Origin of the sequence: Leucobacter chromiireducens (genome assembly GCF_051993095.1) — a bacterium.
Classification (GTDB): domain Bacteria; phylum Actinomycetota; class Actinomycetes; order Actinomycetales; family Microbacteriaceae; genus Leucobacter; species Leucobacter chromiireducens.
Genome location: NZ_CP197024.1, coordinates 3019655 through 3046361 on the forward strand (window position 1 = coordinate 3019655; position 26707 = coordinate 3046361).

Consider the following 26707-nt stretch of genomic DNA (forward strand, 5'->3'; position numbering starts at 1 on the left):
CGTGCGAGGAGGGTTCGACCGGGCCGAAGACTTCCTGATCCACATCGAGTTTTCCCCACACCCTGTGCACAACTCGGTGGATAACTCGCATCTTTGTGCGGAACATTCTGCACAGTCTTGTGGATAACTCGAAGTGAGCTTCGAAATTACATCGATGTCATTCGCGAAGGCGAGGGATCGCGCTCCGCTCGGGCCTTCCGGAGATACACGAAGCGGCCGGGTCGGGGTGCTCCCCCGTCCCGGCCGCTTCGCGATGCCAGTCAGCGCCGCGTCTGGGCTACAGGCCCTTCCCGGTCGGCGAGACGAGAATCTTGACCGCCGTCTCGTTGTGGTTGATCAGCGTGTTGAAGCCCTCATCTACGAGCCCCTCGAGGCCGATTCGGCCGGTGATGAACGGCTTCAGATCGATCTTTCCGGACTCCACGAGCGCGATGGTGTCGGGGTGCGAGTTCACGTACCCGATCGTGCCGCGCACGTCGATCTCCTTCATTACGAGCTTGTGCATGTCGAAGGTGGCCGGCTTCCCCCAGATGGAGATCACCACGATGACGCCCGTCGGGCGCACGGCGTCCATCAGGGTGTCGAAGACGACCTGCACCGAGGTCGCCTCGAATGCGACGTGCGCGCCCTTGCCGTCGGTGAGCTTCTTCACCTCGGCGACCACATCGACCTCGGCCGGGTTGAGCGCAACGTCCGCGACGCCCGCGTCGAGCGCCTTCTGACGGCGCAGCGGTGACAGCTCGGACACGATCACCTTCACGCCAATGGCGTGCAGCACCGCGGCGGTGAGCAGGCCAATGGGGCCGGCGCCACCAACGAGCGCGGTCTGCCCGGCGACCACGCCGGAGCGCTTCACCGCATGGTAGGCGACGGAGAGCGGCTCGATCAGCGCGGCCTCGTCGAGCGCCACGGACGAGTCGATCTTGTGCACCCAGCGGCGCTTCACGACGATGTTCTCCGCGAGACCGCCGCCGCGACCGCCCAGGCCAATGAAGTTCATGTCGGGCGACAGGTGGTAATCGTTCGACTCGGGGCCAGTGTTCACGTCGTCGCGAATGATGTACGGCTCAACCACCACGTGGTCGCCAACCGCGAGATCGGTGACGCCCTCGCCCAGCTCGGACACGACGCCCGAGAACTCGTGGCCGAGGGTCACCGGCGCATCCTCGCCCGAGATCGGGTGCGGGTGACCGTGGGCGGGCACGAAGATCGGGCCATCGAGGTACTCGTGCAGGTCCGTACCGCAGATTCCGGTCCACGCGACATCGATGCGCACGGTGCCCGGCTCGAGGGGCTGCTGCTCGATGTCCTCGATACGAATGTCTTCGCGGCCGTAGTAGCGCGCTGCCTTCATGTTGTTCAACCTCTCAGTGCAAGGTCGCAACCGACACGAAGTCGCCTGGCCTTGTGGGCCGGGCACCTACCGGTCAGTTGCCGGGTGGGTTTTCGCTCAATCGACGAGGCGATCCGCGCTCGATTGATACATCAATCCTACCGCCTGCTACTGTTGACATGTCAACTATGCGAGGAGGCACGCCGTGACCCAGGCCCAGCGGCGCCACACACCCGACGCGGAGCAGCTGCACATCTGGCGTGACTTCATCGAGTCCGCCGAGATCCTCCGCTCGCGCATGGACCGGCGCCTGGCTGCAGAATCCGCGCTCTCCCTCGGCGACTACCGCGTGCTGCTCGCGCTGAGCGAAGCAGAGACGCACACCCTGCGCTCCTCCGAGCTTGCCGATCTCATTGAGTGGGAGCGCAGCAGGCTCTCGCACCACCTCGGCCGCATGGAGAAGCGTGGGCTCATCACACGGAGTCGAGACGAAGCAAGCTCTCGCGGTGTGCAGATCGGCATCACCGCAGCCGGCCAGTCCGCCTTCCGCGCGGCCTCGGCCCGGCACTTGCACGCGGTGAAGGAGCTCTTCGTCGATGCCCTCACCCCCGAGCAGGCGCAGCACGCTGGCGAGATCGCGGCCGCGCTTCGCACCCATCTCCGCCCTGCCGCAAACGAACGTCCGAGTGGCGGACGCCACTTGTCAGCAGACGGATCCAGTGCGAGAATTGAAGTGCAGACCCCCCCGCAGTAGTGCGGATTCGGGGGTCTCGCTGTTTCCGGGCTCACATTTCGCGCGGCCCCCGAAACGGGTCCCGTATCGCGAGGAACTCCTCGTACCAGTGCCACGCAAAAGCATGGCTTGCGTGTTGCTCGATAGCGACAAAGGCGCACCATGCGATGAGGTCCGCGATCTGCACGAGTTGCGACATCGCTGAGTCAGTCATGATCGGATTTTCGATGATTCGGCGGCGATCCAGCTTCAGACCACGGTGAGCGGTGCGATAGCTGAAGTCAGAACCATTCCCGTCCATAAACACGAGTGCGTACTCTGCCCGGTTTGCGAGCTCGTCCTCCCACATATGAATGAGTTCGCGGTACACCTCGACTTTCTCGGCAGCAGTCGGGTTTGGGGCGCATCTGCGGTACACCGCACCAACACTCACACCCTCAAGCGAGGCCACTTCAGCCAGCAATTCGCGTGCTACTTCTTGCCCGAGATCCTTCCAGTAGGTCACCCCTCCGTGCACATGGCGGGAAGGCGGACGGTGCGCGATCCGACCTCGCCCATTGATGTAGTCCGTGGAGTGCAACTCGGTCTCCACGTGGATCCCATACTCACGGTACAAGCGCTTCCGTAGTTCCAGCCATCGCCTCAACACCCGTGGCCAGGAGCTCGGATCAAAATGCATCCACCCGTACACAACAAGTCCGCTCTGTTGATGCCCGGAGTAGTCAACATAAACGAGCCTGGCGAGTGGGTCTGGCATGCCGGTAGAGCATATCCGGAGCCGTAAGTGACGGCGCAAGCCCCGCTGTGAACGAAAACGCCCCGGATCCGCGACTGATCGCAGATCCGGGGCGTTCTCAGGGCCTGCCGGTGAGGTACTAGAAGTCCCAGTCCTCGTCCTCGGTGGCCTCAGCCTTGCCGATCACGTAGGAGGAACCCGAGCCCGAGAAGAAGTCGTGGTTCTCGTCCGCGTTCGGCGAGAGCGACGACAGGATCGCCGGGTTGACGTCGGTCATCTCCTTGGGGAACATCGGCTCGTAGCCGAGGTTCATGAGCGCCTTGTTGGCGTTGTAGTGCAGGAACTTCTTGACGTCCTCGGTGAGCCCCACGGGATCGTAGAGATCCTGCGTGTACTTCACCTCGTTCTCGTACAGCTCGTACATGAGCGAGAAGGTGTAGTCCTTCAGCTCCTGGCGTCGCTCCTCGGTCTCGTTCTCGAGGCCCTTCTGGAACTTGTAGCCGATGTAGTAGCCATGCACGGCCTCGTCACGAATGATCAGACGGATGAGGTCTGCCGTGTTCGTGAGCTTGGCGTGCGCCGACCAGTACATGGGCAGGTAGAAGCCCGAGTAGAAGAGGAACGACTCGAGCAGCGTCGAGGCAATCTTCCGCTTCAGCGGATCGTCACCCTCGTAGTAGTCGACGATGATCTGCGCCTTCTTCTGCAGGTTCACGTTCTCCGTGGACCAGCGGAAGGCGTCGTCGATCTCCTGCGTGGAGCACAGCGTCGAGAAGATCGACGAGTAGCTCTTCGCGTGCACCGACTCCATGAACGCGATGTTCGTGTAGACGGCTTCCTCATGCGGCGTGATCGCGTCGGGGATGAGCGACACGGCACCCACGGTGCCCTGGATCGTGTCGAGCAGCGTGAGGCCCGTGAAGACGCGCATGGTGAGCAGCTTCTCGTCGTCCGTCAGCGTCGCCCACGACTGCACGTCGTTCGACAGCGGCACCTTCTCGGGCAGCCAGAAGTTGTTCACGAGACGGTTCCAGACCTCCAGGTCCTTCTCGTCCTCGATCCGGTTCCAGTTGATCGCCTGGACGGCGTGCCCCAACTTGAAGTTCATCGCGTTCCTCGCGCCTTTCTCAGCCAGCAGTGATCGTGTCGGTGCCAAATTACAGCATGCAGGAGACGCACTCGGTCATGTCGGTGCCCTCGAGCGCAAGCTGGCGCAGACGGATGTAGTAGATCGTCTTGATGCCCTTGCGCCATGCGTAAATCTGCGCCTTGTTGATGTCACGCGTCGTCGCGGTGTCCTTGAAGAACAGCGTGAGCGACAGGCCCTGATCGACGTGCTGCGTTGCCGCGGCGTAGGTGTCGATGATCTTCTCGGCACCGATCTCGTACGCGTCGGTGTAGTACTCGAGGTTCTCGTTCGTCATGAACGGCGCCGGGTAGTACACGCGGCCGAGCTTGCCTTCCTTGCGGATCTCCACCTTCGACGCGATCGGGTGGATCGAGGACGTCGAGTTGTTGATGTAAGAGATCGAGCCGGTGGGCGGCACAGCCTGCAGGTTCTGGTTGTAGATACCGTGCTCCATGACGGAGGCCTTCAGCGCGGTCCAGTCAGCCTGGTTCGGGATCGTGATGCCAGCGTTTGCGAACATCTCGCGCACGCGCTCGGTCTCGGGCTCCCACGCAGCATCCGTGTACTTGTCGAAGAACTCGCCGGACGCGTACTTCGAGTCAGCGAAGCCGCCGAACACCTCGCCACGCTCGATCGCGATCTTGTTCGACGCGGTGAGCGCGTGGAACAGCACGGTGTAGAAGTAGATGTTCGTGAAGTCGATGCCCTCTTCGGAGCCGTAGTGCACGTGCTCGCGCGCCAGGTAGCCGTGCAGGTTCATCTGGCCGAGGCCGATGGCGTGCGACTGCGCGTTGCCGTCCTCAATCGAGCGCACCGACGTGATCGAGCTCATGTCGCTCACCGCGGTGAGCGAGCGGATCGCAAGATCCACAGTTCCCGCGAGATCGCCGCCGTCCATCGCCATCGCGATGTTCATCGAACCGAGGTTGCAAGAGATGTCCTTGCCGATCTCGTTGTAGCTGAGGTCCTCGTTGTACGTGGTCGGGGTATTGACCTGGAGGATCTCGGAGCACAGGTTCGACATGTTGATGCGACCCTTGATCGGGTTCGCCGCGTTCACCGTGTCCTCAAACACGATGTAGGGGTAGCCCGACTCGAACTGCAGCTCAGCGACGGTCTGGAAGAACTGACGCGCGCTGATCTTGGTCTTCTTGATGCGCGCGTCCGCGACCATCTCGGCATACTTCTCGGTAACCGAGATGTCGCCGAAGGGCACGCCGTACACGCGCTCGACGTCGTACGGAGAGAAGAGGTACATGTCCTCGTTCTTCTTCGCGAGTTCGAACGTGATGTCGGGGACCACGACACCGAGCGAGAGCGTCTTAATACGGATCTTCTCGTCCGCGTTCTCACGCTTCGTGTCAAGGAACTTCATGATGTCGGGGTGGTGTGCGTTCAGGTACACCGCACCCGCGCCCTGACGCGCGCCGAGCTGGTTCGCGTAGCTGAAGCTGTCTTCGAGCAGCTTCATGACGGGGATGATGCCCGAAGACTGGTTCTCGATCTTCTTGATCGGGGCGCCGGCCTCACGGATGTTTGAGAGCGAGAGCGCCACGCCACCGCCGCGCTTTGACAGCTGCAGCGACGAGTTGATGCCGCGCGAGATCGACTCCATGTTGTCCTCAACGCGCAGCAGGAAGCAGGAGACGAGCTCGCCGCGCTGTGCCTTGCCGAGGTTCAGGAAGGTGGGGGTTGCCGGCTGGAAGCGGCCCGAGATCATTTCACGCATGAAGCCGCGAGCGAGCTCCTGGTCGCCGCGAGCGAGGCCCAGCGCGACCATGACCACGCGGTCCTCAAAGCGCTCGAGGTAGCGCTTGCCGTCAAACGTCTTGAGCGCGTACGAGGTGAAGAACTTGAATGCGCCGAGGAACGCGGGGAAGCGGAACTTCATCGCGTACGCCTCGTCGGTGAGCTGCTCGACGAACTTCGTGTCGTACTGGTCGAGCAGTTCCTTCTCGTAGTACTCGTTGTCGATCAGGTAGCGCAGGCGCTCCTCGAAGTTGTGGAAGAACACCGTGTTCTGGTTGACGTGCTGCAGGAAGTACTGGCGCGCAGCTTCACGATCCTTGTCGAACTGGATCTTGCCGTCTGCGTCGTACAGGTTGAGCATGGCGTTCAGCGAGTGGTAATCCATGTCGCTGATCTTCGACGACGCGAGCCCGGGCTCCATCACTGTTGCTTCCAAAACTGTTCCAATCCTTCGTGGACAACACTCACGTCGTCCGGGGTGCCAAAGAGTTCGAATCGATAGAGGACCGGCACGTGGCACTTCCGCGCCACGATGTCCCCCGCAAGACCGTAGGCCTCGCCGAAATTAGTGTTTCCCGAGGCAATGACGCCTCGGATCAACTTCCGATTGCGCTCGTCATTGAGGAATCGGATGACCTGCTTCGGAACGGCCCGCGTCGCGGGCCCTCCGCCGTAGGTGGGCAAGAGGAGCACGAACGGCTCCGTGACGACGAGCGGCTCATCCTTCGCGTAGAGCGGGATGCGATGTGCCGGCCGTCCGAGCTTCTCAACGAAACGGTGGGTGTACCCCGAAACGCTCGAGAAATAGACCAAATCCGCCATGGTCATCACCTCTATCCGAAGCGGATTGTGCTGCTGAAACGCCCCCGGCGGAGAAGTCCAAGACTTCGTCCGCCGCGGGCGCTACGCGGGGCTCAGCCTTAGTCGGCGAGGCGGCTTGCGAGCTCCGAAATCTTGTCGGGGCGGAAGCCAGACCAGTGCTCCTCGTCGGTCACCACAACGGGCGCCTGCAGGTACCCGAGCTCCTTCACTGCTTCGAGTGCCGCTTCGTCCTGCGAGAGGTCGAGCACGTTGTACTCAATCCCCTTGCTGTCGAGCGCCCGGTACGTCGCGGTGCACTGCACGCACGACGGCTTGGTGTATACCGTAATGGCCATTTCACGCCCTTCTTCCACAACCGTGAGCCTCACCCCGAGGCACTACATCTAGTGAACCACACCTCGCCCAACCACAACATGATGTAGTTACAGCGATGTAGTTATTCACGAACTTTCCACCGAAATTCTCGCCAGCTTGGGGAGAACTTTCGGCACAGTTCCGCCCCTCTCGCGGGGTTATCCACAGGTCGAGGGGGTGGAAAGAAATTTCCCCACCGCCCCAGCCTCGGCGTGTCGCCTCTTGTGCTGCACACGCGTGCTCGCGGGGCGTGCACAGCCCGCTCATCGCGGGTGCGTACGGCGCCCATCGCCCCGTCTTTTGTGCCTCCATCACAGCGCGATCGGCCACAGCAGCTCCGTCCCATCCGACTGAAACCACCGCAAAACGAGCATGCCGTCAGGAGCCCGCGAGGCACTCTCCGCGTGCGCACCGCGCAGCGTGACACGCAGCCGCTCCCCCGGATGAACCGTCTGTGGAAGCGAGAGCCCCAGCATCCCCCGGCCCGCGAGGGCGAATCGCACCGAAAGAAGCGGCGCCTCGCCCACATGCGCGACCTCAATTACCCCGGAGGCCGAACGCTCCGTCACCTGCCAGGGCACAGACACCGCCGTGGGAACCTGCTCTGCGCGCGTTCGACCCACCGTGGGCCGGAGCCGTGTGGAGAGCCGGAAGGGGTTCATGCGGCGAGGGTACCGCGCACCTCCGACATGTGCGGGGGCGCCCTACACGTGGTGGTACGCGCGCCCCGCCGAGATCTCCTGCGCCCGGTACAGCTGCTCCGCGAGGATGAGCCGAACAAGCTGGTGCGGGAATACAAGCGCGGACAGACTCCACACGAAGTTGGCGCGCTGCCGCACGGCGTCGGTAACGCCATAGGCGCCGCCGATCACCACGACGATCTGGCGCCCGGCGTCGAGTTCCGCGCGCACGCGCCGCGCAAGCTCAGGCGAATCGACGTTGCGCCCGCGCTCATCGAGCAGCACGAGAAAAGCATCGCGGTCGAGCTTCGCGAGGATTCGCTCGGACTCCTCCGCGCGCGCAGCCTCGCCATCGCGCGCGGAGTGCGGCAGCAACTGCCAGCTCACATCGAACGGCTTCCGCAAGCGCTGCTCGTAGCGGCTGATGCCGTCGGCCACCCAGGCCTCGTGCTTCTTCCCGACGGCCAGAATCTTGATACTCATGTGTCGCTCACTCCCGACAGCTCGGTGTTGCCACGCACGCTCGCGCACGCGTGTTCATTCCGCTCAGTCACGCCGCACTCCGGCGAGGTACTCACCGATGCGACCAATCGCCTCCGTGAGTACGGGCACGCTGGGCAACGTCACGAATCGCAGGTGGTCTGGCGTCGGCAGGTTGAAGCCGCGGCCGTTCGTCACGAGCACGCGCGTCGCGCGCAGCAGCTCGATGACAAACGCCTGGTCATCGTCGATCAGGTAACGCACGGGATCGAGCCGGGGGAAGAGGTACATTGCGCCGCCGGGCGCCACACACGTGACCCCCGGGATCTCGGTGAGGAGCCGGTGCGCGGCGTCCCGCTGCTCGCGCAGCCGCCCGCCGGGCGCGCACAGCTCGGCGATCCCAGACCCGTTTTGCGCGGGATCCAGCGCGACGGGGATCGCATGCTGCGCCGGCGCGTTCGCGCACATCCGCATGTTGGCGAGCAGCGTCAGCCCCTCCAGGAAGTCGCGCGCCCGATCCCGATCACCGCTCGTCACCAGCCAGCCCGCGCGATACCCAGCAACCCGCTGCACCTTCGACAGGCCGCTAAAAGTGAGGCAGAGCGTCTCGGTCACGTGCGCGGCGGCGTGCTCGTGCACCGCACCCTCGAACAGAATTCGGTCGTAGATCTCGTCAGCCATGAGCACGAGCCCGTGCCGTTCTGCGAGCGCCGCGAAGCCGCGCACCAGCTCGGCCGAGTACACCGCACCGGTGGGATTGTTCGGATTGATCAGCACGATCCCCTTGGTCGCCGGCGTGATGAGCGCCTCGATCGCGGCGAGGTCGGGCATCCACCCGTTGCTCTCGTCGCACGGGTAGTGCACCGCACGCCCACCGGCGAGGGTCACCTGCGCCGTCCACAGGGGGTAGTCGGGAGCGGGCACGAGAATCTCATCGCCCGTGTCGACGAGCGCCTGCAGCACGAGCGAGATGAGCTCACTCACTCCGTTGCCCAGGAACACATCGTCTGGGCCGATGCCGGCAATTCCAGCCGCGGTGTACGCGGCGGCAACCGCCTCGCGCGCGGGCAGGACGCCGCGAGAATCGGTGTAGCCCTGCGCCACCGGTAGCGCACGCTGCACGGCCTCGACGATCTCGGGCGGCGCATCAAACCCGAATGGCGCCGGGTTGCCGATGTTGAGCTTCAGCACTGCGTGGCCGGCCCGCTCGAGGCGCTCGGCCTCCTGCAGAATCGGACCGCGCACGTCGTAGCGCACACCGGCGAGTTTGCGGGACTGGGTGATCTGGCGCACGGGAAGATCCTACTCTCGCGTTGTTTCTCCGCGGGTGCGCCGCGGCGCCGCTACTGCTGCTGCGAGTAGAGCTCGGCGTACGCGCCCTCCAGGGCGAGCAACTCCTCGTGCGTTCCCGCCTCAAGAATGTGACCGGCGCCCACCACGTAGATGCGGTCGGCGTCGACGACGGTGGAGAGCCGGTGCGCGATCGCGATAGTGGTGCGTCCGCTGCGGGCATCCTCAAGGGCGCGCTGCACCACGCGCTCGTTCACGGTGTCGAGCGCACTCGTCGCCTCGTCGAGCACGAGCACGCGCGGGTTCTTGAGGAGCACACGCGCAATCGCGATGCGCTGCTTCTCGCCACCGGAGAGCCGGTAGCCGCGCTCGCCCACGATCGTCTCGTAGCCATCGGCGAAGCCCGCAATGGTCTCGTGAATGTTCGCGAGCCCGGCGGCGTGCTCAAGCTCCTCCTGGGTCGCATCAGGCTTGGCGTACTTCAGATTCGCCGCGATCGACGCGTGGAAGAGGTAGGGCTCCTGCGTGACGACGCCGATGCGGTCCATGAGCGACTCCTGGGCGAGCGACTTCACGTCGTCACCGCCGTAGCGCACGGTGCCCGAAGAGGCGTCATACAGGCGCGGGATCAAATTGCCGATCGTGGTCTTGCCCGATCCCGATGCGCCAACGAAGGCGACGAACTCGCCGGGTGCCACCTCGAAGGAGATGCGGTCGAGTGTGGGGCGATCGTCTGGGCCAGCGTCCGGGTAGCGGAACGTGACGTCGGAGAACTCGATGCGGCCGGCGCGGCCGGGCTCGTCGGAGGGCTCCTGGGCATTCGGCGCGTCCACGATGGCGGGATCCAAATCGAGATACTCGAAGATGCGCGCAAACAGCGCGCTCGAGGTCTGCAGATCGAGTGCGATCCGCATGAGCGCCATCATCGGGAACAGCAGGCGCGACTGCACCGTCGTGAACGCGACGATCGTGCCCGCCGTGATGCCCGGGTCGAAGCCCGTGCCCTGCGCTTCAGACATCAGCCAGCCCGAGACGAGATAGACAATCGCGGGCACTGCCGAGAGGAACACCTGCACGAGCGCGAAGAAGACCTGACCACTCATCGTCTGCTGTACCTGCAGCGCGATCTGGTTGCGGTTCTCGTCGGCGTAGCGTTCGGTCTCGGCCTTCTGCCGCGAGTAGGTCTTCGCGAGCAGCACACCCGAGACCGACAGCGCCTCCTGCGTAATCGCGGTCATTTCCGAAAGCGATTCCTGGGTGCGGCCCGCGATGCGTGCGCGCACCTGCCCCACGCGGCGCTGCGCGAACACGAGCACGGGCATGAGGAGCAGCGCGACGATCGTGAGCTGCCAGCTGAGCAGGATCATGGCGACCGCAGCGGCGACGACCGTCACGGTGTTGCCGATGATGTTCGACACCGTGTTGGTGAGCACGTTCGCGACGCCGCCGACATCGTTCTGCAACCGCGACTGGATCACGCCGGTCTTCGTGCGTGTGAAGAACCCCAGTTCCATGCGCTGCAGGTGGGAGAACAGCTTCACCCGGAGGTCGCCCATCACGCGGTTGCCCACGCGTGCGGTGAAGTAGGTCTGGATGATGCCAAGGCCCGAGGAGATCACAAACACGACGATCATCGCGATGACGAGCCAGGTGAGCACCGGCATGTTCGGGCCGGATCCGTCGACCGGGAACAGCCCGTCGTCGAACACGCGCTGCGTGATGAGGGGCGGCAGAATCGCGAGCGCCGCCGACACGATCACCAGCGCGATGATGACCGCGAGCGGGCCGCGGTAGGGCTGAAACAGCTCCGCAATGCGTCGCCCAAGATTCGCGACCTTCGGAGCCTGACTGTTCAGCTCACGCTGCCGCTCCATGTCGCCGCCGGAAACGCGGGAGCCACGGCCACCGCCGCCGCCCATGCCACCACCCATGCTCATGTTCGGAGCATAGCGGCGATGCGGCGCTGGGCACAGCTTTCCGTGCGCTGCGGTGGGCGCGGAAAGGCTGCACACACCAAGACGCGAGGTGAGTTCACCGGCGCACGGGATCACCGGCGGCGAGAAGCGCGAAGTCGCGCCGCCGAGGCAGACCCTCCCAGTCGCCCTCAGTGAGACAGGCGAACGCACCAGCAGCTACTGCAGTGTCGAGCCGCTGCGCGAGCGGTGCGTTAGCAAGCCATTCCGCGAGATACCCGGCAACGAACGCATCTCCAGCTCCTACGGTATCGACCGCAGTGATCGGCACAGCTCCGCGGCCGAGGGTCTCTTCGCCGACGTCGGCGTAGCAGCCCCGTTCTCCCAGCTTGATGATGGCTTCCGTCGGCCCGAGGGCGCGAAGACCTCGCGCGAGTTCCTCCGCGGATCCAGGCCCAAGCACAATGGCGGCTTCGTCATCACCCGCGAACGCAATATCTGCGCGAGCGAGGAGACGAGCAAAATGGGGTGCAGCGTCGGCTGAGGTCCACAGCGCTGAACGGTAGTTGAGGTCGATCGACACCGCGACTCCCGCGGCCTTGGCGCGGTCGATGACCGAATCAACGGTTGCGGACGCAGACTCGGAAAGCGCGGACGTGATCCCGGTCAGGTGTACAAGCGCGGCGTCCTCAACGAGGCCGGGTGGCACGTCAGCTGGTGCGAGCCGAGATCCCGAGCCTGCTCGTCGGTAGTACAAGACCCGCGACGTGCCACTCGTAGGGCGCTCCTTCAGCATGAGCCCGGTCGGCGCTTCGGTATCTCGCGCAGCGAGGACTCTCACTCCCTCGGCCCGCAACTCGCGCTCAATCAGCTCTCCCACGCCGTCATCGCCCAGGCGTCCGCACCAGGCTACCGATGCGCCGAGGCGAGCAAGCCCAATCGCGACGTTGGACTCAGCGCCGCCAAAGCCAAATCCGAGTGTGTGCTGGGTGGCTAGCCTCCCCGGCGTCGTTTGGCGCAGGAGGCCCATCGATTCACCAAAAGTGAGTGCGTACCGCTCTTTCTGCAGAAATTCGCCGATCATCGAGCGGCCTCCGGCTCCGACTGGACGAACCTCGCACTGCCGAACCCCGCGTCAACGATGCGGCGGTTCAGGTCTGTCGCTCGCGCAGTCAGCGCGTCCAGGCTGCCCCCGTCGAATGCATCGCGGAGGAGCGGCCCCCCGACACTCACTGCACACGCTCCAGCAGCGAGCCAGACGAGCGCCTCATCCGTGGTGACCCCTCCTGAGGGGATAACTTCCAGGTCTGGGAATGGGCCGCGCAGGTCAGCGAGGTACCCGGATCCAAACCGGGATGCAGGAAACAGTTTCACAGCGGGCGCCCCACGCCGCCAGGCGCTGTGCAGTTCCGTTGGCGTGAGCCCTCCAGGGTAGACGGGCACTCCCGCCGCGAGCGCAACATCGACCACCGAGAGTTCGGTGGTGGGGGTGACCAGGTACGCTGCGCCCGCGGCGAGCGCGCGCTCTGCTTCTTCGGGGTTCGTTACGGTGCCGACGCCAATCGCCGCATCGGACCCGCAACGCTCCACGAGCCCTGCAAGGTAGTCGAGGGTTCCTGGGGTGCTCAGTGTCACCTCGATGTGGGTCACGCCCCCCGCGAGAAGCGCATCAATCACTGGTGCATACTCAGTCGGCGCAGGCGCACGGAGCACAGCAATGACAGGTTGGTTTCGGAGCGCTGACGGCACCGGCAGTCGGTTACTCATCGCCCGAGCCACCCTCCATCGACCGGCAACACAGTGCCATGGATGTACCCGGCGTACGGGGTACAGAGGAATGCAACCGCGCTCGCGATGTCCTCGGGGGTGGCCCACCGCCCGGCGGGGATACGCTCACTGAGCTGCCGGAAACGGTCTGGGTCGGCAATCAACGCCGCGTTCATGTCCGTCTCCACGTACCCGGGAGCTACAGCGTTCACGTTGATACCGCGACCCGCCCACTCGTTGCTCAGCGCCTTCACGAGCTGGGCGACAGCGCCCTTCGAAGCCGCGTAGGCAGGAACACGAAGCCCACCCTGGAAAGAGAGCAGCGAGGCGAGAGCAACAATCTTGCCTGACCCGCGTTCGAGCATCCCGCGCCCAAATCCCTGACACAACTGGAACACGGCAGTTGTGTTCACATCAAGCACGCGCTCAAATTCGGAAAGCGGAAACTCGGCGGCGTCATACCGGCTCTGTACGCCCGCGTTGGTGACCAGAATGTCAGCCGGGCCCGCCGACTCAATCGCGGCAGCGATGGAAACCGCGTCACCGAGGTCAACGGCAATGTGCTTCAAGTGAGTCTCGTGTCGTGCTGCGAGGCCGAGAAGCTCTCGAGGCGGCTCACTGCGCTGCAGAGTAGTCACGCTCGCCCCGCTCTGGATGAGGGCAGCCGCAACGGCCGCACCAATCCCGCGCGACGCTCCGGTGACGACGGCATGCTGTCCGCGAAGGCTCTGATCAAACATTGCGCACCTCCTTCTTCATCGCGGTCAGCGCCGCAGCATTCACCGTGTTGGCAGAGGTGCGGCCGACAACGGCCTCCAAAACGTTCTCCATTGCTCGCCGTTTGAGTTCAGCAAACGATTCTTCGCTGTACCAGGCTGCGTGGGGGCTCAATGCAACCTGATCGAATTCAAGAAGCCGGCTTGTCTGCGGGAGCGGCTCCTCCTCAAACACGTCAAGGCCGGCTCCCGCCACTCTCCCTCCGTCGAGCGCACGAATCAGCGCCGCAGTGTCCAACACCCCACCACGACAGGTGTTCACGAGTTTTACCCCCTGACGCATCTGAGCAAACGCGTTGTCATCGATGATGTGGTGCGTCGCGGGGGTCAACGGCAAGTGCAAGGAGAGCAGTTCCACACTTTCGAGAAGCTCCTCCGCGGAAACCACCGTCGTGCCTGCGGGGCTCGTTGTGCCGGGTGCCCAGCGGGGATCTGTGCCGACGACCTGGAAGCCGAGCGCGCGGGCCTTCCGCGCAGTTGCCTCGCCAATGAGGCCCAGCCCATAGACGCCGAAAGTGGTGGCCGAAAAGCGGTGCAGCGGACGCACCGGCTCGAGGGAGCTCTCACCTCGGCGGAGGCCACGATCCAGCGCACCGAGCCCGCGCAGAAGTCCGAGCGCGTGCGCAATCGCGTGGTCGCTGACATCTTCGGTCCCGTAGTCGGGAACATTGCATACGGCGACGCCGAGGGCCGAGGCGGCATCAAGGTCAATGGTGTCGACGCCAACCCCGTAGCGCCCAACTGCGACAAGCTCCGGCAGCGCCTCCAATACCCGCGCGGTCACAGGGGCGTACTGCGTGAGAAGCGCGGACGCTCCACGCCCAGCTTCGATCACGTCCGACTCGGTCGCACAATCGGCGACAACGAGCTCAACACCGTACCGTTCGGCGACGCTCTGTTCGATCTCGACGTTGCCGTGGTCGCAATCGGTGATCACGACCCGACGATTCTGCTGCTGCACTGAAGCCTCCATCGTTGGGAAATTTGAAACATCATTTCATAAATGACGACTTAAGCCAAACGATTGGTTCACGTGGAAGCTCGAGCACTCACACCCAAGCGGGACACCGCGATGCGGCAGCATGAGATTCCAGGCAGCATGAACTCCGGGCCGCAATGCACGTACCAGCGCAGCCCGCCGGAGCAGATTTCAGGCGAGGCGTCTAGCGAGCGACCGCTTCTGGGGCACCCAGCACCTGCGACACGCGACGCGCAGCGCGCATCACCATCTCCGCGAACTGCAACCGGTCCTCCTCGGACTCAATGCGCGCCGTCGGACCAGCAAGGCTCAGCCCAGCGCACACGGCACCCGAAAAATCGAAGATCGGGGCCGCATATCCACGGATTCCATCACGATTCTCACCGTCATCGATCGCAAAGCCCCGCTCGCGCGTGCGAGCAAGATCCACATGCAACGCTTCAAACGTAGTGAGCGTGCGCGGCGTGCGCGGCACCAACGCCTCCGGCAAGTGCCGCTGGCGGACATCACCAGGCAGCTGAGCAAGAATCGCTTTGCCAATCGCAGTCGCGTACGCAGGAACGGAGTCACCCACCTTACTGAAGATGCGGATGGGCTGCGGACTATCAACCAACTCGATATACACAACATCCTCGCCCGACAGCACACCGAGGTGGGCCGTCTCACCTGATTCTGCAACCAGGTCACGAAGCACTGGGAGCGCAGCCTTGCGCGTATCCAGACGACTCAAGTACTCAGAGCCAAGCTTGGCGGTCAACATGCCGAGCGAGTAGACCCCCAGTTCTTCGTCGAAGTGCAGCAGATTGCGACGCGTCAACGTCAACAGCATGCGCTGAGTGGTTGCCTTACTGAACCCCAGAATTCCCGTGCACTCCGCGAGCGTCACGCCGGGGCGTGGCGCAGAGGCGATGTACTCCAAAATATCCACGGCCTTCTCAAGGCTCTGGGTGCCAGTCACTCGCTCCGAAGACACAAGCCCACCGGTGGAAATAACGCGTTCAGCCATTCGATCTCTGCTCTCTGGTGGCAAGCCACCGCGTCCTCGCGGTTCGGCGCACACCTTCACATCTTACGAACCGGCGGCCGCCGGGTCTCATTCTGTATTGACAATATTTCACCACTTATGGGACAGTGTTTCAAATTTGATTCACAAACGATGACGTTGAATCTCTGTGCAACGTCGCGAAAGGGATTTTCTCATGACCGAGCTCCGCTTCGATCCGCTCGCGCTCGCAGACCTCGCCACCTCGCAGCTCGGCGAGAGCACAAACCCCGCGCGCGTTATCTCGGGCACTCCCGAAGCCAGCGAGCTCGTGCTCCGAGAGGAAGACGGCACCGAGATCGGCGTATGGGAAATCACTCCGGGAAGCTTCCATTCCTCCAAGCACGGGATCTCCGAGTTCATGTACTTCCTGAGCGGCTCCGGCACCATCACCCGTAAGAACGGCGACGCGATCGCGATCTCCCCGGGCGCATTTGTATCGCTCCCCGATGGTTCTGAGGTGATCTGGGACGTGCGTGAGACCACTCGCAAGCTGTACATCATCACGACCACAACGGCGTAAGCCGCCCACCCACCAAGGATCAACGATGAGCCTGAGCACCACTGGGATCCCGACCGTCAGACCGCCAAAGCGGTCAGCGGTTGATCCAGCCCGTATTCCCAAGATCGCGTTGGCGCTCGGCGCCGCCGGCTTCTTCATCATTTTCTTCGCCTGGCCATTGCTTGACGTCGTCCTTCGCAGCGTCAGCGTCGACGGCGTTATGGACTGGGGCAACCCGCAATTCACCTTCGAGCACTACGCGACAATCTTGCAGGATGAGTACCTCCACCTTGTCGAGTGGCGCACCGTCGTTCTGGCAGTGAATTCCACTCTCCTCGCGCTGCTCCTGGGGTTCCCAACCGCCTACTTCATCTCTCGACTCCCCGGTCGCGCCGCAGGCATTGTGCTGCTTCTGATCCTGATTCCATTTCAAGTTTCCATCGTGGTGCGACTGTTCTCGGTCACCTCGATCCTCAGCCCCAATGGACTCCTCAGCCAGATCGGGCAGGCATTTGGCGGAGAGAAGTTCTCGCTTTTGTACACCCAGGGAGGAACGCTCGTTGGCACAGTGATGTACCTGCTCCCCTACATGATCCTGATTCTTTATTCAGGCATGACGAGCATTGATCACAACGTCATCCTCGCGGCGCGGACGCTTGGCGCCTCCGGCGTGCAGATCTTCGTCAAGGTGTTCCTGCCACTCGTCCGCACCTCGATTCTCAGCGGCGCACTGTTGTGCTTTATCCTCGCGCTCAGCTTCTTCATCGTCCCGGCAATTCTGGGCGGCCCACAAGAGCAAACCGTTGCGGTGTACATCCAGCAGCAGATCGACCTGTTCAAGTGGGGTGTCGCCTCAGCGCTCGGAGTCGTACTCCTACTCGCCACTTTGGTGCTGTACATCGCAGTGATTCGAATCGGTGGCGGCTTCCAGGCTCCGGGCATGGGCGCGCAGGCAAAGGGGGTGAGCGCCGAGCAGCGCTTCACTTGGTCGCCAGGAACCTTGGTCACCGGCGCCATCACGCTTGTATCGCTTGCCGTACTCCTCGTTCCCGTGCTGATCGTATTCCCACTCTCAGTCGGTGAGACTCAGACAGTCGTCTTCCCCCCGCGCGGGTTCACTCTCCAGTGGTATGGCGATGTTCTCACCACGACCACGTGGCTCAATCCGATCATGCGGAGCCTGCTCATCGCTACGCTCACGGGCCTCGCCTCTACCGCGCTCGCTCTCTATCTCGCCCGCGTTGTGCAAACGGCAAAGTCTGAACGCACCAAGCTCTTCATTTCGGGGCTCGCATTCGCTCCGATCATCACCCCGGCAATTCTTCTCGCCATCGGCATCTATGCCGTCGAGCTTCGCCTCAAGCTAGCCGGCACTATCCCCGGCCTTGTGTTCGCACACACGCTGGTGTCCTTCCCGCTGGCTTTCGCGATCCTGAACACCTCGCTCGCTTCCCGCGGCCTCGATCTCGAGACCGCAGCGTGGACGATGGGAGCTTCTCGCATCTCCGCGTTCTGGAAGGTCACCGTGCGCGGAATGATTCCAGCGATCCTCTCCGCGTTCGGTCTCGCCTTCGTCACGTCCTGGGACGAGGTGGTCCTCGCGCTCTTCCTGCAGACCGGCCCGGTGAAGACCCTCCCGGTCACCATCTACCAGTACCTCGAGAGCGGCATCGTGCCCACTGTCCCCGCGATCGCAGCACTCCTCACAATCCTCGTGATTGCCGTCATCATCCTTCAGCGCATTATCCAGTCGCGGCGCGCCACAGCGGCTGCAGACAAGAAATGAGAACAGCCATGACCCCCACCCTGGCTCCGCAGACCCCGGGCAACAAGCGCGGCGAGGTCGTCGTCGAACAGGTGAGCTGCGACTTCGGCGGTAACCGCGTACTCCAAGAGACAGATCTCGAGGTCCGAGCTGGTGAGTTCTTCACACTTCTCGGGCCGTCCGGATCCGGAAAGACCACCCTGCTGCGAATCATCGCCGGCCTCATCGATTTCACCTCAGGTAGCGTCTCAATCGACGGCGATGACGTCACCGGGCTTCCCACCCAGCAGCGGGACCTCGGCTTCGTGTTTCAGAACTACGCGCTCTTTCCGCACCTCACGGTCGCCCAGAACATCGCATTCGGCCTCAAGATCCGCAAGGTTCGAGGGGCAGCGCTCGAGAAGCGAGTGTCCGAGATGCTTGAGCTCACGGAGCTGGGCACACTGCGCGACCGGCTGCCGGCTCAACTCTCCGGTGGCCAGCAGCAGCGCGTGGCACTCGGGCGAGCCCTCGCACAGCGCCCACGCGTGCTCTTGCTTGACGAGCCACTCGGCGCGCTGGACCGTCGTCTGCGCCAGGACCTCGGCGCGGAGATTCGAAGGATCCAGCAAGAATCTGAGACCACGGCGATCTATGTGACCCACGACCAGGAAGAGGCCTACATTCTTTCCGATCGCATGGGCGTAATGGAGGCCGGGTACATTCGCCAGGTCGGCGCCCCACGTGAAATCTATAGCGCCCCTGGAAGCGCGTTTGTTGCCAACTTCCTCGGCGAAACGAACAGCTTCGCTGCCAACGTGCTGGACGCCGACTCTCGTATCGCCACAGTGCAGATTGGTGATTTCACGATCCCTGCTCAGCAACCCGCGTCCTCGCAGCTTCGCACGGGAACCGCCTGCACACTGAGCGCACGGCCGGAGCATATCCGTTTGAGCGATACCCCCGCCGAAGCACCAACTGGTTTCGATCCGATTGCACGCGTCTTTGTGACTGATGCGCGCTTCTTCGGTCAGACCATCCGCGTTCGCCTCGCCGATGACTCCGGCAGCTACCTGGTCGACCTCGACAGCAGCGAGGCAATCCCCTCAGTCGGCTCGTCGACAGTGATGAGCGTCCGTCGCGGCAGCGGCGTGCTTCTCCCCGTCAGCTAGCCCAGCCCGTTCAGGGATCCAGCTTGCACGCTTCCGCACCCTCGAAGCCTCCAAAATCGCACCATCGCAGTTCGCAACACCTCATCTCCCTCACTGTGCATCCAAGGAAGGAACGCATATGAACACGACACTGACCCGAGCCACATCGCTCGGCGCACTCGCACTCGCCGGCGCACTTGCACTCACTGCTTGCAGTGGCTCCGGGGAGCCCTCGGGATCCTCATCTGGAGGGGGCGACGCTGCCCTCTCCGGCGAAATTCTCTTCTACGACACCAGCGGCGGAAACGTCTGGGACGGGCTGAACGAGACCGTCTTTGCCGACTTCACCGCTGAGACAGGCGTAGCCGTCGTTGACGACTACAACGAGGCCTCGACCAAGTTCTTCGCCGCGGCGCAGAATGGTGCCGTGGACTGGAGCCTCGTGTTCCTGCCGTCTTTGAGTGACGCTCAGCAAGCCGCCGATGACGGTTACCTCGCAGAACTCGACACGAGCATTGTTCCTGTCGACAAGCTGGTTGAGGGCACCTACTCAAAGACCGGCATCGAAGTAGGGACGTTCGGCATGGTTCTTGCGTGGAACTCGGACACTTGGCCCGACTCTGGCGATCATCCGCAGACCTGGGAAGACCTCTACGACACACAAAAATTCCCCGGCCAGCGATGCCTCTTCAACAACCCGCAATACGGCTGGACGCTCGAGTCCGCCCTGCTCGCAGACGGAGTTGCGGCAGACGAGCTGTATCCGCTCGACACCGAGCGGGCGTTCGCGAAGCTCGACACCATCAAGGACAGCGTCACTTGGTGGTCGAGCGGGGCACAGTCCATAGAGAGCTTTGAGAATGGATCGTGCGATCTCGGCATTCTCTGGGCCAACCGCGCGTTCGTCGCGAAACAGGAGAATGGCTTCCCGATGTCGGTGAGCTGGAACCAGGCAGGGTACGCAAACAGCGTCTGGGCGATCCCTGCTGACGCCCCGAACCCTGAGGCTGCTCAGCATCTCTTGAAGAGCGTGATTGAGAACCGTGAGGGGCAGATCGCCTTCGGCTCACAGGTACCGACCCCGATTCCTGCCGCCACGCAGGGACTCGAGGTGAACGAATTCGCTGCCGAGGCGCAGCCGTTCCTCCCCGTTGGCGAGAACGTAAAGAACGCGATCACGCTGGACGCGGACTACTACAAGGCCAACAACGACGATCTCACCGATCAGTTCAATCGCTGGGTCGCCAAGTAACACATCGTGAGTCCTGGGGTGTTGGCCCAGCACCCCAGGATTTGCACTCTCATCGGAAGGAAACCTCATCGTGAAAATCGTCTGCATCGACGGAGAATGCCAGTACGCAGATATCGTGCGCCGGGACGTGATCGAGCCGCTCAGCGCCGCAGGACACCAACTTGATTGGTTTGAGGAGCGTTTCGCGGACGAGGAAGCCACGATCGCTCGCGCGCAAGGATACGACGCGGTGTACATCATCGCCGATCAGGGACCGCTCCCCGCGCGATTCCTGTCCTCCGTACCTGGACTCAAATTGGTGAGCTTTGTCGGGACTGGCGCCCACCGTTTCGTCGACGTTGCGGAAGCCGAGCAGTTGGGCATCACTGTGACGAATGTGCCTGATTTCGCAAGTCGCAGCGTCGCCGAACATGCCATCGCTCTGATGTTCAGCGTTGCTCGTCGCGTTCCAGAGGGAGACCGGCTCGTACGCGGAGGTGGTTGGGAAAAGAACCAGGGGCTGAAACTGCAGGGCCGCACCCTTGGAGTTGTGGGTACGGGCGCGATCGGACGCGAGGTGATTGCGATGGGAGCCGCCCTCGGCATGAATGTTGTGTTCTGGAACCGAACGGAACGTCCTGAACAGGAAGCATCCCTGCCTGGCCAGCGTGTGTCCCTCGAGGAGCTCTTCCGAAGCAGCGATGTGGTCTCGCTGCACCTCACTCACACGCCTGAGACAGAGGGAATTGTCTCGGCTGAATTGCTTGGCTCGATGCCCAAGAAGTCTGTACTCATCAACACCGCCCGCGATGAAATCGTCGATCGCGACGCGCTTTTCACGCTTCTTCAGTCCGGCCACCTGTTTGGCGCTGGAATCGACGTGTTCGAAAGCGAACCTCCTTCCCTCGACGCGCTCCCACTTGAGGTCGAGAACCTCGTAGTTACCCCGCACATTGGGTTCCATACAGACGAGGCCGATGAAGTGTTCGCGATCGCTGGTCGCAACATCATCGCGTTTGCTGAGGGCGCGCCGACAAACGTCGTCAGCAGCAAGACCCACTAGTTCCGAAAGAAGCTGAAGATTTCCATGGATATTCGCCACGCCACCCACCCTGATGAGCTCGCACGTATGACCGACGACGAGGTGCGTGCCCGCTTCGTGATCGACAATCTGTTCCAGTCCGGACACCTCAACGTGGTGTACAGCCACGAAGACCGAATGGTACTCGGCGGCGCGACCCCGAACCCCGGCGCCTCCCTCACACTTGAAAACTACGCAGCGCTTCGCTCTGAGTACTTCTGCGAGCGTCGCGAGCTCGCTGTCACGGCGCTCGGAGGCCGTGGACGCGTAGTTGTTGACGGTGTCGCCTACCCCCTCGTGAAGCTCGACGCGTTGTACATCGGCCGCGGGGCGCGAGAAGTCTCATTCGAGGCTGACGAAGCGGGTACACGTTTCTTCCTGTCCTCTGCAGTCTCGCACGTCGATCACCCGACCACTCTGATTCCCGCAGCAGAGGCACTCACTACCGAAACCGGCGAACACGAGCATGCGAACGAACGTGTCGTGCGGAAGCACATCCACGACGAGGGGGTACGAAGTAGCCAGCTCGTGCTCGGCATCACCGCGCCGAAGCCCGGAAACGTGTGGAACAGCATGCCCCCGCACACGCATGATCGGCGCACCGAGGTATATGTCTACTTCGACCTGCCTGAATCGGAACGTCTATTCCACTTCATGGGAAAGCCCGGTCATACACGACACGTGGTTCTGAAGGATGGCGATGTTGTCATTTCGCCATCGTGGTCGATGCACTTTGGCGCCGGCACCTCGAACTACTCGTTCCTTTGGGTGATGGCCGGAGAAAACCAGTCGTTCGCCGATATGGATCACGTGACGGTGCCCCAAATCTAGAGATTTCAGTCGCTCACTGAAGCGACGCAACCTTGTGGTCCGAGACCACAAGCGGAGTCGGCACTCGGCTCCGAAACGAATTGCTGCGCCGACTATCTGGCGTCAGTGAGACACACAAACACTCTGAAGGAGTATGAGATGAGCAAGGACGTTGATCTGATCGAACTCAGCAACACCACATGGGATGAGCAGCTTCCCGGCATTCAGCTACGCACCGTGCCCGCGCCCGACGGCAGCGTCTGGAACCTCGTGAAGTACGCGCCTGGCGCGGTCCGTGACGATGTCTGGTGCACCAAGGGGCACCGTGGCTTCGTGTTCGACGGGGAAATGAGCTACGAGTACGAGGATGATGGGTCCTCATTCTCTGTACCCGCGGGGAACGGCTTCATCGTGAACTCGGGCCGCGCACACCGTGGGCACAACTTCTCGAACAGCGAGGTTAGCTTCATGATGATTGACGACGCATAACCGTTCCAAGGAGCAGTGCTGTGGCCCATTCCGCTGTGCAGGGTGGGCCACAGCTGTCCTTTTCGCCGGCGCTTCTCCTAGCCCGCGGCGGGCGCTACGCCCTGCTCCGGGAAGCAGAGCCGATTCACGAGGATGCCGCACCCGATCCCGGCGAGGAGCGGCAGCGCGGCAGCGCCGTCCACCACGAGGATGAGCAGCAGGAATGCCGCAAGCGGGCGACGCCAGCCCACCGTCACCGTTGCCGCCATCGCGATCATGACGGCCGCGGCCGGGTCGAGTGCCGGGAGCAGCGCGGCGCTCGCAGCTCCCGCGGCGGCTCCGATGAAGATGAGCGGGAAGATCTCGCCGCCGCGCCAGCCCGCAGCGAGGCAGAGCACCAGCGCGATCAGCTTCGCCCCGGCGAGCACCCAGAGCTGCCACCACTCGCCGTCGGCGTGCAGCGCGTTCACCTCACCCAGTTCGTGGTGACCCGAGAACCGCACGAGCGGCAAGGCCGCCGCAAGCGCAGCAAACACCGCAGTGCCCACCGCGGTGGCGATCCAGGGCCGGGGTGCCGTCTTCGCGATCCGTTCCGCGGCGGGGAGCAACAGCCGGAAGGCCACGCCGAACACCAGCCCCGCGACGGCGGGGACCACGAGCAACCAGGCCACCCCTGCGCTCGCCTCCGGCAGTGGCACGGCGGTGACCCCTTCGCCTCCGAACACGGTGCGGGCAACGAAGAGGAACACGAAGAACCCCGATACCGCGGCGATCAGCGAAGCGAATCGGCTCGGCGTGAGGCGATCGCCCTCAATCGCAGCCGCGGCGGGTGGGGAGGCGTAGATGCCGCCGAGTGTGCCCGCGGCCCCCGCCTCGGAGATTGCGCGCGCCTCGGCCTCGTCGCGTGCGATGAGGCGCGACACGATCGCCGAGCACTGCGCCACGACGGCGAGCAGCCCGGCCTCGGGCCCGACTGCCCCGCCAAACGCGACCGCGACGATTGCGCTGAGCGCCGTGACCGTGATGGTGCGTCGCGACCGTTGCCAGGGCTGCTCGGTATCGCGCAGCAGCTCGTCCATCGACTCGGTCGGGGCGATGCGCGCGAGCAGGATCAGTAGGGCACCGCCCGCCGCGATCGTCAGCGCAATGCGTGCCGGGCCGACCGCCACGTCACCCCAGATGAGGTGCTGCAGCGCCTGCATGGCCTGAAAGGTGAGGATCGCGATAAGTCCCGCGAAACCGCCCATCAGGATCGCGGTGGCGAGTGGCTTGACGTTTGCGACGAAGCGGGCGCCGCGCGAGGGGGGCCCGGGGAGGTCGGCGGCGTTCACTCGGCCTGCGTCCTTTCGTGCTCGGGGCCCTCAGACTTCTGCCTTTCGGGCGCTGTCTCCGGCGGGTTCACGTGCCCCTGGTCAGCTGCCGCACCCTGCACACGCCCGAGAGTGCGCTGGGCGATCCGCGAGAGCTCTGCGCCAAACAGGCCCAGAAAAACGAGGTCGAACACGAGGATGAGCGACACCAGGGCGCGGGCGAACTGGCCAACCGCGTGAATATCACCGTAGCCGGTGGTCGTCATCGTGGTGAGCGTGAAGTAGAGCGCATCGATACGGGTCTCGATGCCTGAGAACTGCCCCGGCATCTCCCGCGCCACCGTGAAGATGCCGAGCGCACACGCGACCGCCACCACGAGAAGGAGCGCGAGCAGCCTGAAGAGGTTCGAGCCACGCATGAACATACGCACGAGCACTGCCGCGAGGAGCAGCGAGGACCCGACCGCGAGAGTAATGAGCCACCACGCCGTCCCGTCTTGGGCGGAGAGCGGCACCGTCGCGAAGAAGATGAGCAGCGCGAAGACGATGCCCATGGTCGCCATGGCATCGCGCCCCACGCGGCCTGCGGGGCGCGTGGGATCTTGCGGGTTGGCGCGCGGTCTTCTCACCCGACCAGTTTCTCACGCGCGCGCAGCAGGCAACCGGCGGGCCCGCACGCGACTCAGGAGGTGTGAGCGTGTGGCGCGGACCCGCCGGTCGATCGTACAGGCGGCTAAGCGCCAGGGAGCACGGCGGGGCGCACGCGCTGCGTCTGCTCGCCGAGCCCCTCGATCCACATCGTCATCTCGTCGCCGTCAGCAAGGTAGGGGAAGTTCCCCGAGAGGGCCACACCCTTCGGCGTTCCCGTATTCACAATGTCGCCCGGCTCAAGCACCAGGTACTGGCTCAGGTGGTACACGATCTCGTCGACGGGGAAGATCATGTCGGCGGTCGTGGAGTCCTGTCGCGTCTCGCCGTTGACGCGCGAGCCGAGGCGGAGGTTCTGGTAGTCGAGCTCATCAGCGGGCACGAGCACGGGCCCGAGCGGGTTGAAGGTCTCGGAGCACTTTCCCTTCGACCACTGGCCGCCCGAGTGCTCGAGCTGGAAGTCGCGCTCGGACACATCGTTCGAGATCGTAAAGCCGGCGATGTGTGCGCGAGCCTCAGCGGGGCTCGACAGGTAGCGTGCGCGGCGCCCGATCACGATGGCAAGCTCCACCTCCCAGTCCACGGTCTGTGCGGTGGGCGGCAGGAACACCTCGTCGAACGGGCCGACCACGGTGTTCGGAGTCTTCATGAACACCACGGGATTCTCGGGGGGCAGCGAACCCGACTCGGCGGCGTGCGCGGCGTAGTTCATGCCGATGCACACCACCGCCGACGGGCGCGCGATCGGGGCGCCCACGCGGAGCGATGCCGAGTCGGCGAGTTCGCTCAGCTCGCCCGCGGCGAGTGCCGCGCGAGCGCGCTCGATGCCACCGGTCTCGAAGAATGCACCGTCGATGTCTTCGGTGAGGGGGCGGAGGTCGAACACGCGCTCGCCGTCTCGCAGTACGGGCACCTCGTGGCCGGGCTGGCCGAGTCGCATGAGTTCCATCAGGCACCTACCTCTTCACGGCGCGTCAGCGCCTCCGGGTTGAGAATCGCGGGCACGGGGCGGCCTGCGAGGAATTCGACAACGTTCTGTGCGGCGTGCACCGGGAGGTCGGCGAGGGCCTCCGGCGAGTACCACGCCGCGTGCGGCGTGAGCAGCACGCGCTCGTTCGCGCGGAGGCGGCTGTCGGCCGGGAGCGGCTCTGCGGCGAACACATCGAGCGCGGCACCGCCGAGGTGGCCCGACTCGATCGCGTCGGCAAGCGCGTCTTCGTCGATGAGCGGCCCGCGGCACGTGTTCACGACCACCGCGCCCTGGCGCATGCGCGCGATGCTCTGCGCGTTGAGCATGTGTCGGGTCTCGTCGGTGAGCGGCGCGTGCAGCGTCACGATGTCTGCGCCCGAGAGCGCCTCGTCGAGCGTTGCGGGGACCACGCCCGCCGCGCGGGCGGCGTCTGCGTCGAGGAACGGATCGGAGACGAGCACGCGGAAACCCATCGCGATGAGCGAGGACGCGACCATGCGCCCGATGCGGCCATAGCCAATCACGCTAACGGTGCTCGCGGAGGGACGGATCGACATGGGCTGCGCGTCGACGGCGGCCCAGCGCCCCGCGCGGACGGCGGCGTCGTAGCCGGCGAGACCGCGCGCCTGCGCGAGGATCATCGCGAGCGTGTGGGTCGCCACCTCTTCCACGCAGTACGTGGGGGTGTTCGCGACGGCGATGCCGCGTTCCGTTGCCGCGGCGAGGTCGACCATGTCCACGCCGATGCCGAGTCGGCTGATGATGCGGAGGTTCGGCATACCGTCCATCACCTCGGCTGTGATCGGCGCCCACTGCACGACCAGCGCGGTCGCATCCTTGCCCGCAGCGATGAGCTGTTCGGGATCGCGGGTCTGGGCGGCCTGGGCGGTGAGGCCGGCCGCGGCCAGCGTGTCCCGGGCGGCGGTGCCGGGGAGATCGCTGTCCGTAAGGAGTACGAGATCAGAGTTCATGAATCGAATGCTATAGCATCTAGCAAACTACCGCCACC

27 protein-coding genes are annotated in these 26707 nt (G+C 63.9%); 8 read left to right on the forward strand and 19 right to left on the reverse strand.

Annotated elements, in window-relative coordinates:
* Positions 1-277 precede the first annotated feature (277 nt).
* Positions 278-1354, reverse strand: coding sequence for a 2,3-butanediol dehydrogenase (locus ACR81A_RS13655; RefSeq protein ID WP_440312108.1), 1077 nt, complete (start codon positions 1352-1354; stop codon positions 278-280).
* A gap of 184 nt (positions 1355-1538) precedes the next feature.
* Between ACR81A_RS13655 and ACR81A_RS13660 the strand changes: the two genes are divergently transcribed.
* Entirely contained in the window at positions 1539-2087 is a 549-nt protein-coding gene (locus tag ACR81A_RS13660) for a MarR family winged helix-turn-helix transcriptional regulator (RefSeq protein ID WP_440312109.1), read from the forward strand.
* Between the two features lie 31 nt (positions 2088-2118).
* Here ACR81A_RS13660 and ACR81A_RS13665 read toward each other — a convergent pair whose 3' ends face one another.
* The 14 genes from ACR81A_RS13665 to ACR81A_RS13730 form a co-directional block, all read right to left on the reverse strand.
* Entirely contained in the window at positions 2119-2823 is a 705-nt protein-coding gene (locus ACR81A_RS13665; protein WP_440312110.1) for a DUF3800 domain-containing protein, read from the reverse strand.
* 118 nt (positions 2824-2941) lie between these two features.
* A complete protein-coding gene (gene nrdF, locus ACR81A_RS13670) occupies positions 2942-3910 on the reverse strand; it encodes a class 1b ribonucleoside-diphosphate reductase subunit beta (protein WP_202380607.1) in 969 nt (322 codons plus the stop codon).
* Between the two features lie 49 nt (positions 3911-3959).
* Positions 3960-6101 (reverse strand): class 1b ribonucleoside-diphosphate reductase subunit alpha, encoded by a 2142-nt coding sequence (gene nrdE / locus ACR81A_RS13675; protein WP_202381474.1) that lies wholly within the window; start codon positions 6099-6101, stop codon positions 3960-3962.
* Complete coding sequence (gene nrdI / locus ACR81A_RS13680; protein WP_202381475.1) at positions 6101-6502, reverse strand: class Ib ribonucleoside-diphosphate reductase assembly flavoprotein NrdI; 402 nt, start codon at positions 6500-6502, stop codon at positions 6101-6103. The genes nrdE and nrdI overlap by 1 nt, the downstream gene beginning before the upstream one ends.
* Before the next feature lie 98 nt (positions 6503-6600).
* The gene (gene nrdH, locus ACR81A_RS13685) at positions 6601-6837 is read right to left on the reverse strand and encodes a glutaredoxin-like protein NrdH (protein WP_125099374.1); all 237 of its coding nucleotides are present in this window, start codon (positions 6835-6837) and stop codon (positions 6601-6603) included.
* 330 nt (positions 6838-7167) lie between these two features.
* Positions 7168-7518 (reverse strand): hypothetical protein, encoded by a 351-nt coding sequence (locus ACR81A_RS13690; RefSeq protein WP_202380606.1) that lies wholly within the window; start codon positions 7516-7518, stop codon positions 7168-7170.
* A gap of 42 nt (positions 7519-7560) precedes the next feature.
* A complete protein-coding gene (locus tag ACR81A_RS13695) occupies positions 7561-8019 on the reverse strand; it encodes a 23S rRNA (pseudouridine(1915)-N(3))-methyltransferase RlmH (protein ID WP_202380605.1) in 459 nt (152 codons plus the stop codon).
* Between the two features lie 63 nt (positions 8020-8082).
* Positions 8083-9309: a pyridoxal phosphate-dependent aminotransferase gene (locus ACR81A_RS13700; protein WP_440312111.1), complete on the reverse strand. Its 1227-nt coding sequence runs from the start codon at positions 9307-9309 to the stop codon at positions 8083-8085.
* A 50-nt stretch (positions 9310-9359) separates the two neighbouring features.
* Positions 9360-11237, reverse strand: coding sequence for an ABC transporter ATP-binding protein (locus tag ACR81A_RS13705; RefSeq protein WP_237462303.1), 1878 nt, complete (start codon positions 11235-11237; stop codon positions 9360-9362).
* Positions 11238-11337: 100 nt separating this feature from the next.
* Complete coding sequence (locus tag ACR81A_RS13710; RefSeq protein WP_440312112.1) at positions 11338-12303, reverse strand: sugar kinase; 966 nt, start codon at positions 12301-12303, stop codon at positions 11338-11340.
* The gene (locus tag ACR81A_RS13715) at positions 12300-12986 is read right to left on the reverse strand and encodes a bifunctional 4-hydroxy-2-oxoglutarate aldolase/2-dehydro-3-deoxy-phosphogluconate aldolase (RefSeq protein WP_440312113.1); all 687 of its coding nucleotides are present in this window, start codon (positions 12984-12986) and stop codon (positions 12300-12302) included. The genes ACR81A_RS13710 and ACR81A_RS13715 overlap by 4 nt, the downstream gene beginning before the upstream one ends.
* On the reverse strand, positions 12983-13726 hold the full coding sequence (locus ACR81A_RS13720; protein WP_440312114.1) for an SDR family oxidoreductase: 744 nt from the start codon (positions 13724-13726) through the stop codon (positions 12983-12985). Before ACR81A_RS13720 ends, ACR81A_RS13715 begins: the two co-directional genes overlap by 4 nt.
* Positions 13719-14723: a C-terminal binding protein gene (locus ACR81A_RS13725; RefSeq protein WP_440312115.1), complete on the reverse strand. Its 1005-nt coding sequence runs from the start codon at positions 14721-14723 to the stop codon at positions 13719-13721. The genes ACR81A_RS13720 and ACR81A_RS13725 overlap by 8 nt, the downstream gene beginning before the upstream one ends.
* Before the next feature lie 202 nt (positions 14724-14925).
* Entirely contained in the window at positions 14926-15747 is an 822-nt protein-coding gene (locus ACR81A_RS13730) for an IclR family transcriptional regulator (RefSeq protein ID WP_440312116.1), read from the reverse strand.
* 193 nt (positions 15748-15940) lie between these two features.
* Here ACR81A_RS13730 and ACR81A_RS13735 point away from each other — a divergent pair, with 193 nt between their 5' ends.
* The 7 genes from ACR81A_RS13735 to ACR81A_RS13765 all read left to right on the forward strand — a co-directional run bounded on the left by ACR81A_RS13735 (position 15941) and on the right by ACR81A_RS13765 (position 22791).
* The gene (locus tag ACR81A_RS13735; protein WP_440312117.1) at positions 15941-16306 is read left to right on the forward strand and encodes a cupin domain-containing protein; all 366 of its coding nucleotides are present in this window, start codon (positions 15941-15943) and stop codon (positions 16304-16306) included.
* A gap of 25 nt (positions 16307-16331) precedes the next feature.
* Positions 16332-18071 carry an ABC transporter permease gene (locus ACR81A_RS13740; RefSeq protein WP_440312118.1) on the forward strand — a complete coding sequence of 580 codons (1740 nt, stop codon included), beginning with the start codon at positions 16332-16334 and terminating at the stop codon, positions 18069-18071.
* Between the two features lie 8 nt (positions 18072-18079).
* On the forward strand, positions 18080-19201 hold the full coding sequence (locus ACR81A_RS13745; RefSeq protein ID WP_440312119.1) for an ABC transporter ATP-binding protein: 1122 nt from the start codon (positions 18080-18082) through the stop codon (positions 19199-19201).
* Positions 19202-19319: 118 nt separating this feature from the next.
* Positions 19320-20432: an extracellular solute-binding protein gene (locus tag ACR81A_RS13750; protein ID WP_440312120.1), complete on the forward strand. Its 1113-nt coding sequence runs from the start codon at positions 19320-19322 to the stop codon at positions 20430-20432.
* 70 nt (positions 20433-20502) lie between these two features.
* On the forward strand, positions 20503-21474 hold the full coding sequence (locus ACR81A_RS13755) for a 2-hydroxyacid dehydrogenase (protein ID WP_440312121.1): 972 nt from the start codon (positions 20503-20505) through the stop codon (positions 21472-21474).
* Positions 21475-21498: 24 nt separating this feature from the next.
* Positions 21499-22323: a 5-dehydro-4-deoxy-D-glucuronate isomerase gene (gene kduI, locus ACR81A_RS13760; RefSeq protein WP_440312122.1), complete on the forward strand. Its 825-nt coding sequence runs from the start codon at positions 21499-21501 to the stop codon at positions 22321-22323.
* A gap of 138 nt (positions 22324-22461) precedes the next feature.
* Positions 22462-22791 carry a hypothetical protein gene (locus tag ACR81A_RS13765; protein WP_440312123.1) on the forward strand — a complete coding sequence of 110 codons (330 nt, stop codon included), beginning with the start codon at positions 22462-22464 and terminating at the stop codon, positions 22789-22791.
* Positions 22792-22868: 77 nt separating this feature from the next.
* On the opposite strand, the gene ACR81A_RS13770 is transcribed toward ACR81A_RS13765, so the two are convergent.
* The 4 genes from ACR81A_RS13770 to ACR81A_RS13785 form a co-directional block, all read right to left on the reverse strand.
* A complete protein-coding gene (locus ACR81A_RS13770) occupies positions 22869-24101 on the reverse strand; it encodes a chloride channel protein (protein WP_440312124.1) in 1233 nt (410 codons plus the stop codon).
* Entirely contained in the window at positions 24098-24709 is a 612-nt protein-coding gene (locus ACR81A_RS13775; protein ID WP_440312125.1) for an ion channel, read from the reverse strand. Before ACR81A_RS13775 ends, ACR81A_RS13770 begins: the two co-directional genes overlap by 4 nt.
* 104 nt (positions 24710-24813) lie before the next feature.
* Positions 24814-25677 (reverse strand): fumarylacetoacetate hydrolase family protein, encoded by an 864-nt coding sequence (locus ACR81A_RS13780; RefSeq protein WP_440312126.1) that lies wholly within the window; start codon positions 25675-25677, stop codon positions 24814-24816.
* Positions 25677-26669, reverse strand: coding sequence for a C-terminal binding protein (locus tag ACR81A_RS13785; protein WP_440312127.1), 993 nt, complete (start codon positions 26667-26669; stop codon positions 25677-25679). The genes ACR81A_RS13780 and ACR81A_RS13785 overlap by 1 nt, the downstream gene beginning before the upstream one ends.
* Between the last annotated feature and the right edge of the window lie 38 nt (positions 26670-26707).

Excerpts from the sequence above, each read along its gene's own strand:
- ACR81A_RS13735 (WP_440312117.1), top strand. The coding sequence starts at position 15,941 with ATGACCGAGCTCCGCTTCGATCCGCTCGCGCTCGCAGACCTCGCCACC.
- ACR81A_RS13740 (WP_440312118.1), top strand. The coding sequence starts at position 16,332 with ATGAGCCTGAGCACCACTGGGATCCCGACCGTCAGACCGCCAAAGCGG.
- ACR81A_RS13720 (WP_440312114.1), bottom strand. The coding sequence starts at position 13,726 with ATGTTTGATCAGAGCCTTCGCGGACAGCATGCCGTCGTCACCGGAGCG.
- ACR81A_RS13750 (WP_440312120.1), top strand. The coding sequence starts at position 19,320 with ATGAACACGACACTGACCCGAGCCACATCGCTCGGCGCACTCGCACTC.
- ACR81A_RS13765 (WP_440312123.1), top strand. The coding sequence starts at position 22,462 with ATGAGCAAGGACGTTGATCTGATCGAACTCAGCAACACCACATGGGAT.
- nrdE (WP_202381474.1), bottom strand. The coding sequence starts at position 6,101 with ATGGAGCCCGGGCTCGCGTCGTCGAAGATCAGCGACATGGATTACCAC.
- ACR81A_RS13695 (WP_202380605.1), bottom strand. The coding sequence starts at position 8,019 with ATGAGTATCAAGATTCTGGCCGTCGGGAAGAAGCACGAGGCCTGGGTG.
- ACR81A_RS13745 (WP_440312119.1), top strand. The coding sequence starts at position 18,080 with ATGACCCCCACCCTGGCTCCGCAGACCCCGGGCAACAAGCGCGGCGAG.
- ACR81A_RS13690 (WP_202380606.1), bottom strand. The coding sequence starts at position 7,518 with ATGAACCCCTTCCGGCTCTCCACACGGCTCCGGCCCACGGTGGGTCGA.
- nrdH (WP_125099374.1), bottom strand. The coding sequence starts at position 6,837 with ATGGCCATTACGGTATACACCAAGCCGTCGTGCGTGCAGTGCACCGCG.
- nrdI (WP_202381475.1), bottom strand. The coding sequence starts at position 6,502 with ATGGCGGATTTGGTCTATTTCTCGAGCGTTTCGGGGTACACCCACCGT.
- ACR81A_RS13705 (WP_237462303.1), bottom strand. The coding sequence starts at position 11,237 with ATGGGTGGTGGCATGGGCGGCGGCGGTGGCCGTGGCTCCCGCGTTTCC.
- kduI (WP_440312122.1), top strand. The coding sequence starts at position 21,499 with ATGGATATTCGCCACGCCACCCACCCTGATGAGCTCGCACGTATGACC.
- ACR81A_RS13730 (WP_440312116.1), bottom strand. The coding sequence starts at position 15,747 with ATGGCTGAACGCGTTATTTCCACCGGTGGGCTTGTGTCTTCGGAGCGA.
- ACR81A_RS13715 (WP_440312113.1), bottom strand. The coding sequence starts at position 12,986 with ATGAGTAACCGACTGCCGGTGCCGTCAGCGCTCCGAAACCAACCTGTC.
- ACR81A_RS13785 (WP_440312127.1), bottom strand. The coding sequence starts at position 26,669 with ATGAACTCTGATCTCGTACTCCTTACGGACAGCGATCTCCCCGGCACC.
- ACR81A_RS13655 (WP_440312108.1), bottom strand. The coding sequence starts at position 1,354 with ATGAAGGCAGCGCGCTACTACGGCCGCGAAGACATTCGTATCGAGGAC.
- ACR81A_RS13665 (WP_440312110.1), bottom strand. The coding sequence starts at position 2,823 with ATGCCAGACCCACTCGCCAGGCTCGTTTATGTTGACTACTCCGGGCAT.
- ACR81A_RS13710 (WP_440312112.1), bottom strand. The coding sequence starts at position 12,303 with ATGATCGGCGAATTTCTGCAGAAAGAGCGGTACGCACTCACTTTTGGT.
- nrdF (WP_202380607.1), bottom strand. The coding sequence starts at position 3,910 with ATGAACTTCAAGTTGGGGCACGCCGTCCAGGCGATCAACTGGAACCGG.
- ACR81A_RS13780 (WP_440312126.1), bottom strand. The coding sequence starts at position 25,677 with ATGGAACTCATGCGACTCGGCCAGCCCGGCCACGAGGTGCCCGTACTG.